The 5,116-nt window shown below is 71.2% G+C and carries 3 protein-coding genes and 2 pseudogenes; all 5 read right to left on the bottom strand.

Annotated elements, in window-relative coordinates; translation table 11 throughout:
* A pseudogene (locus ACIA8Q_RS33750) lies at positions 1-91 on the bottom strand (roadblock/LC7 domain-containing protein); the annotation flags it as partial.
* A 10-nt stretch (positions 92-101) separates the two neighbouring features.
* On the bottom strand, positions 102-3,464 hold the full coding sequence (locus ACIA8Q_RS33745; protein WP_387902153.1) for a nitrate- and nitrite sensing domain-containing protein: 3,363 nt from the start codon (positions 3,462-3,464) through the stop codon (positions 102-104).
* A 411-nt stretch (positions 3,465-3,875) separates the two neighbouring features.
* Positions 3,876-4,454 (bottom strand): ATP/GTP-binding protein, encoded by a 579-nt coding sequence (locus ACIA8Q_RS33740; RefSeq protein WP_387902151.1) that lies wholly within the window; start codon positions 4,452-4,454, stop codon positions 3,876-3,878.
* The gene (locus ACIA8Q_RS33735) at positions 4,435-4,857 is read right to left on the bottom strand and encodes a DUF742 domain-containing protein (protein WP_030257834.1); all 423 of its coding nucleotides are present in this window, start codon (positions 4,855-4,857) and stop codon (positions 4,435-4,437) included. The genes ACIA8Q_RS33740 and ACIA8Q_RS33735 overlap by 20 nt, the downstream gene beginning before the upstream one ends.
* Before the next feature lie 165 nt (positions 4,858-5,022).
* Positions 5,023-5,116: pseudogene (locus tag ACIA8Q_RS33730) on the bottom strand (roadblock/LC7 domain-containing protein); the annotation flags it as partial.

Genomic DNA, 5,116 nt, shown 5'->3' with positions numbered 1-5,116 from the left:
CGGCGGAGACCACCACGGTGTGGGACACCCCGGGGGTGTTGTCCACGAAATTGGTGATCAGCCAGTTCAGGTTCTGTGCGGCCTGGCTCATCTGAGTCAACTCAACGCTCCTGGTGGTTCGAGCCGCCGAAGAGATCGGTGCTTCGGTTCTGCTGTCCGTTGCCGGACGGGTCTACCTGATCGGGGTCGATCCGGAAGCTTCCGGTGTTTCCCGCGCTGCGGCCCTGCTCCACGCCGCGGCGCAGGTTGGTGAGCCGCCCGCGGACCTCCTCGGGGCTGCGGGAGACCTGCGGCCCTTCCTGCGGAGTGGGCTTGGCGTTGCCCGCCACCAGGTTCTGCTTGGGCACGCGCCGGGGCAGGCCTGCCCCGGTGGTGCCGCCGGAGGCGGGCTCGCGGGTCTGCTCGGCCCGCTGCCAGGCGCCGTCGTTGGGCGACTGCCAGGGGGAGGTCGTCGGGCCGGTCGGGCCGTACCCGCCGAGCCCCGACACGTCGTGGCCGCGCGGTTCGTCGACCGACGAGGTGTCCTTGGCACCGGCGAACCAGTTCGGGGTCTCGCCACCGGCTCCGCCGTCCGCCGGGGTGGCCGGGGCGGTGAAGCTGCCGCCGGCCAGCTGCTGGCCGGGGCGGCGCTGCGGCAGCCCGGACGGCAGGGTGGCGGCGGGTTCGGCGGCGGGCAGGGCCGGGGGCTCCGGGGCGTACGGGTGGCCGGCGGGGGCCTCCGCGGCCTGCTGGCCGTACTGGTCGCCGCCGTAGCCGTCCTGGTAGCCCTGGTAGTCCTGGCCCTGGTAGTCCTGGCGGCCGTACTGGTCGTCGGCGTAGCCGGACTGCTCGTAGCCCTGCTGCGGGTACTGGCCGTACTGGTCCTGGCCGTACTCGTCCTGCTGGTCGTAGCCCTGCTGGTAGCCGTACTGGTCGTCGGCGTAGCCGGACTGCTCGTAGCCCTGCGGGGCGTACTGGTCGTAGCCCTGCTGGTACTCCTCCTCGACCTCGGCGTCGAGCACCGGCATCTCGGAGGTGTTCGGGCCGCCCTCCAGGGCCGCGGCGCGGCGCACCTGGTCCAGGCGCTGCGAGCGCTGGACGGCCTCCAGCGCCGGGCTGAAGCCGGAGGAGCCGGCCTGGCCGGTGCCGGTCAGGTGGTCGTCGAAGCCCAGCTCGGCGGCGCTGCGCGGGCGGCCGTCGGGCGCCCACTCGGAGGTCGGCTCCTGCTCGGCGAAGATCCGGGAGACGGTGAACTGCTCCTCGGGCTCCGGGGCGGCGTTCGACTGGGTGACGAACGGCGGGAGCATGACCAGCGAGGTGGTCCCGGCGGACTCGCCGGAGGGGCGGAGCTGGACGCGGACGTCGTGCCGCTGGGAGAGCCGGCCGACCACGAAGAGGCCCATGCGGCGGGAGATGGTGGCGTCGACGGTCGGCGGCTCTGCCAGCTTCTCGTTGATCTCGGCGAAGTCGTCGGCGGTGAGGCCGATGCCCTTGTCGTGGATCTCGACCAGCACGCGGCCGTCCGGCAGGCGGGTCGCGTTGACCAGGACCCGGGTCTGCGGGCTGGAGAACGAGGTGGCGTTCTCGAGCAGCTCGGCGAGCAGGTGGACGAGGTCGGTCACGGCGGCGCCGACGACCTCGACCTCCGGGATGCCGGACAGCTCGACGCGCTCGTACTGCTCCACCTCGGAGGCGGCGGCGCGGAGCACGTCGACCAGCGGGACCGGGGTGTTCCAGCGGCGGCCGGCCTCCTCGCCCGCGAGGACGAGCAGGTTCTCACCGTTGCGGCGCATACGGGTGGCGAGGTGGTCCAGCTTGAAGAGGTTCTCCAGCTGGTCCGGGTCGGCCTCGTTGTTCTCCAGGTCGGTGATCAGCGCCAGCTGGCGTTGGATCAGGCCCTGGCTGCGGCGCGACAGGTTGGTGAAGATCGCGTTGACGTTCCCTCGCAGCAGGGCCTGCTCGGCGGCGAGCGCCACGGCCTGCTGGTGGACCTGGTCGAAGGCCCGGGCGACCTCGCCGATCTCGTCCTTGCCGTGCAGCGGGATCGCGGCGACGGAGGTGTCGACCCGGTCGGGGTCGGTCTTGGAGAGCTTCTCGACCAGGTCCGGCAGGCGGTGGTCGGCGATCTCCAGGGCCGCGCTGCGCAGGGTGCGCATGCCGAGGATCATCGAGCGGGCGACGTAGCCGGTGAGCAGACCGGCCAGGATCAGCGCCGCGACGACGATGATCGTGTTGAGGACGGCGTCGTAGAGCGCGTTGTCCTTCAGGTTGCGGGAGTCGGTGAGGACGTCGTCCAGCAGGACGACTTCGGTGCTCCGCAGGGCCTGGATGTGGGTGTTGGCGGCCTGGTTCCAGTTGTCCGGGGTCAGACCGGCGCCCTTGGCCTCGGCGTAGGCGGCGTCGGCGGCGGCCTTGCCCTTGCTCTGGCCCTCGGCGGCGGCCTGGCTGTAGGCGGCGCCCAGGGCGAGCAGGCTCTGCATGGTGGGCGCGGAGCCGTTGGGCATCTTGTACGCCGAGCGCTCCTGCGCGGCGGCCTGGGCGACCTGCGCGTCGGAGTACTTCTTGGCGTCCTCGGGGGCGCTACCGGTGTTGAACTCGGTGAGCGACACCTGCTCCAGCTTCTCGGCGACGAGGATCTGCTGGATCATGTCGGAGTTCTCGTACCGGGTGGTGGTCCCGGCGGAGATGCCGACGAGCAGGTGCAGCATCAGCGCGCGCTGCGTCGACGCGGAGGCCTTGGCCAGCGACATCGCGTAGATCGCGCGGCCCTTGCTGGTGGCGTTGGTGGAGCCCATGCCGACCGAGTTGTCGTAGGACAGCAGCGGGGCGAACATCACCGAGTAGGCGCTGGCGGTGGCGCTGGCGAACAGCTCGGGGCCGTACGCGTTGGCGCGCAGGTGCGGCAGGTTGACCACGAGGTTCTCGAAGGCCTCGTGGCGGCGCGGCAGCTCACCGGACTTGTCGGAGGCCGCGTAGGCCGCGTTGTACGCCTTCAGCGCCGTGTCCGTGTCGGACCGGGCCTTGGCGACCAGGCCGGCCGGGTCCTGCTTGGTGAGCAGGGGTATCAGCGTCTTGTCGCGCTCGTTCTCGAGCGCCTCGGCGAGTTCGGTGGCCGCCTTGGCGAGCTCGGCGGTCTTCTCGGCGCGGGAGGCCTTGATGTAGCCGTCGACCGAGGTGTTCACGCGGAGGCCGCCGAAGACGAGACTGATGATCACGGGGATCAGCAGGATCGCGATCAGGCGGGTCGGCACGCGCCAGTTCCGCGGGCGGAGGAAGTCGTAGCGACCGGAGCCGCCGTCGCCGTCCTGGCCGCCGCCCGGCGGTTCCTTGGACGCGGCCGCGGGCTGCAGCACCGGGGAGGCGGGTGAGCGCTCCTCGGTGGGCGTGAACGCGGAGAATCCGGCCGGGTCCTTTGCGGTACCGTTCGGCTCGCTCTGGCGGGGCTCGGAGCGCCGCTGCGGGGCGGGTTGCTGCTTACGCCTCACTCGACAACTACCTCTCGGCCGACTGCCGGCCATGGATCAATCCAGCGCTACCCCCGGGCCCTGGCCCGTCACCGGGTGGGCCGGCACGAGAGCAATCAGGGGTAGCTGGAATTTCAGCACGTGCAGGGATGGGGGACAAACAGCCGTCGGATGGCACCCGCGTCGGCACAATCTGGACATTCACCGACATGCCGGAGCAAAACCGTGGTCATCTGGCGCTGAGTGACGCTAATTCACCACGGAGAGTCACTGTTGATCACAAAATGCCTACCGAACTGTTATCCGCTGCTTATACACGGGTCTTGCGCGGTGCCCCCGGACGACACCGCCCGGTAAGCGCGGCCACCCCGGGGGTCCGTCGCGGTGACGGACCCCCGGGGCGTGCGGCCTGCTCCGCACCCCTCGTCGGCCTCAGCGGAGGCGGGCGAGGAGGGCGTGTTCGACGAGGGTGATGAGGGCGCTCTTGGCGCTGTCGCGCCGGCGGGCGTCGAGGGTGACGACCGGGGTGTCGGCGCTGAGCTGGAGGGCCTCGCGGACCTCGTCGGGGGTGTGGGGCTGGTGTCCGTCGAAGCCGTTGAGGGCGACGACGAAGGGGAGTCCGCTGTTCTCGAAGTAGTCGAGGGCGGGGAAGCAGTCGGCGAGGCGGCGGGTGTCGACGAGGACGACGGCGCCGATGGCTCCGCGGACGAGGTCGTCCCACATGAACCAGAAGCGGTCCTGTCCGGGGGTGCCGAACAGGTAGAGGATGAGGTCCTCGTCGAGGGTGATGCGGCCGAAGTCCATGGCGACGGTGGTGGTCGTCTTGCCGGAGACGTGGCTGATGTCGTCGATCCCGGCGGAGGCCGAGGTCATGACGGCTTCGGTGCGCAGGGGGTTGATCTCGGAGACGGCGCCGACGAGCGTGGTCTTGCCGACACCGAAGCCGCCCGCCACGACGATCTTGGCCGACGTCGTGGCACGGGCGGGTCCGTTAGAGCTTGCGAAGTCCACTGAGGACCCTTTCGAGCAGCGTGACATCGGGCGTTCCGCCCGACTCGCCCGCGGCGGCGGGCTGGTGGATGGCGACGAGACCGGCCTCGGCCAGGTCGGCCACGAGGATGCGGGCCACACCGAGCGGCACACCGGCCAGTGCGGAGATCTCCGCGATGGACTTGACCTCACGGCAGAGGTTGACGATCCGGGCGTGCTCGGGGAGCAGGCCGCCGGTCCGCTCGGCCGAGCCGGTCGTCGAGATCAGGGCCTCGATGGCGAGCTGGTACCGCGGTCGGGTGCGGCCGCCGGTCATCGCGTACGGGCGGACCAGCGGCTGCTGCTCGTAGCCGTCGGACTGCTGCCCGCCGTAGCCGCTGCCGTACCCGTTGCCGTAGCCGGCGGGTGTCGAGGGCGGGGTCATGGGTCCTCCTTGTGCTGCAGCCTTGGGCAGCCGGTTCCAGCTGGGGCGGTGCCAGCTGAGGCGGGATCAGCTGCCTGAGGGTAGCTGAGGGTGAGACGCCGGGACCGGTCGGGTCGGACCCGGCGGGGGAGGTGGGACGGGGGATGGATGCCGCTCGGGCCCAGGTCAGTGCAGGAGACTGCCCTGGAGTTCCGCGCGGAGTGCGGGGGTGAGGACGGCGCCGGCGCGGTCGACGAGCAGGGCCATCTCGTAGCCGACG

Origin of the sequence: Kitasatospora sp. NPDC051705 (assembly GCF_044453265.1) — a bacterium.
Lineage (GTDB): Bacteria > Actinomycetota > Actinomycetes > Streptomycetales > Streptomycetaceae > Kitasatospora.
Note: the sequence above shows the minus strand (reverse complement) of the source record. Positions and strands in the feature narration are given on the sequence as shown.